Here is a 1,465-nt window from a genome sequence, read left to right as displayed (position 1 = left end):
GACGCGGGCTCCGAGGAGGAGGCCGCGGCGGAGGAGACGACACCAGGAGAAGGGGAGTCGGACGAGACCGGATCGGGAGAAGAGGAGCGGGAGGACTCGGGACCGGGAGGAGGGGAGTCGGAGGACACCGGATCGGACGAGGCGGAGTCGGGTGCGATCGGCTCCGGCACGGCGATCGGCGCGGCGGCGGCGCCCGTGCCGACGATCCGACCGGCCTCGATCCGCACGGTGTGCGCGGCCAGCGCCTCCGGGACGTCGTCGAAGACGGCCGCGGTGATCAGGACCTGCTCGTAGTCGGCGACCACCGAGGCGAGCCGCTCGCGCCGGCGCGCGTCCAGCTCGGCGAAGACGTCGTCGAGCATCAGCACCGGATCGCCCATGGGGGAGTCGCGCCGGAGCAGCTCCGCGGCGCCCAGCTTCAGCGCCAGCGCGAACGACCAGCTCTCGCCGTGGCTGGCGTAGCCCTTGGCCGGCAGCGCGTTCAGCTCGAACTGCACGTCGTCGCGGTGCGGGCCGACGAGGGAGACGCCCCGGTCGAGCTCGCGGCGGCGCACCCCGGCCAGGGCGGACGCGAACGCCTCCGCCAGTCCCTCGCCCGCCGCCGGTGACGCGGCGCCCGGCTGCTCCACGGGCTCGCCGTCGTCGTCGACCGCGCCCTCGATGCTCAGGCGGGAGCGGAGCACCGGACGCTGGTCGGCACCGGCGACCGCCTCGTACGCGGCGCGCACGGGTCCGCTCAGCTCCTCCACCAGGGTGAGGCGCGACTGCATGATCTCGGTCCCGAGCGCGATCAGGCGCTCGTCCCAGATGTCGAGGGTGCCGAGCTTCGACGGGTCGCGGACGCCGCTCGCGCGCGCCGACTTGAGCAGCGAGTTGCGCTGGCGCAGCACCCGCTCGTAGTCGGCCTGGACGGCGCTCATCCGCGGGGAGCGGAGGATCACCAGCTGGTCGAGGAAGCGGCGGCGGGCCGACGGGTCGCCGCGGATGAGGAGGAGGTCCTCCGGGGCGAAGAGGACGCTGGAGAAGAAGCGGGGGAGCTCGCGCGGCTTGATCCCGCCGCGGTTGATCTGCGCGCGGTTGGGGGAGGAGCGGTTGATCTGCACCTCGGCCAGCAGGTCGCGCTCGCCGTTGCGGAGGCGGGCGCGCACCACGGCGCTGTCCCGGCCGGCGCGGATGAGCGCCTGGTCGCTCGACACGCGGTGCGAGCCCAGGGTGGAGAGGTAGCCGAGCGATTCGACGAGGTTCGTCTTGCCCTGGCCGTTGCGGCCGACGAAGAGGTTCGGTCCGGGCACGAGCTCGACGTCGACCGACTCGTAGTTCCGGAAGTCGCTGAGCGCCAGCTGCGTCACCTGCACGTCGCGCTCCTCTCCTCCACCCGTCGTCGCGGGCCTTCCCTGCACCCCTGCGGGCTCCTCGCCCGTCCCGATCGGCCGATCCACCCGCTCCGGCGCCTGCGATCCGCTCT

General features: G+C 73.8%; 1 protein-coding gene. It reads right to left on the bottom strand.

The window, feature by feature from the left end; translation table 11 throughout:
- The coding region (gene recF / locus C5C54_RS17480) for a DNA replication/repair protein RecF (RefSeq protein ID WP_104288910.1) at window positions 1-1,355 on the bottom strand (1,355 nt) is incomplete at its 3' end.
- Window positions 1,356-1,465: the final 110 nt, after the last annotated feature.

The organism is Rathayibacter sp. AY1F2 (genome assembly GCF_002930885.1).
GTDB lineage: Bacteria > Actinomycetota > Actinomycetes > Actinomycetales > Microbacteriaceae > Rathayibacter.
This window is presented reverse-complemented; position numbering and strand designations above follow the sequence as displayed.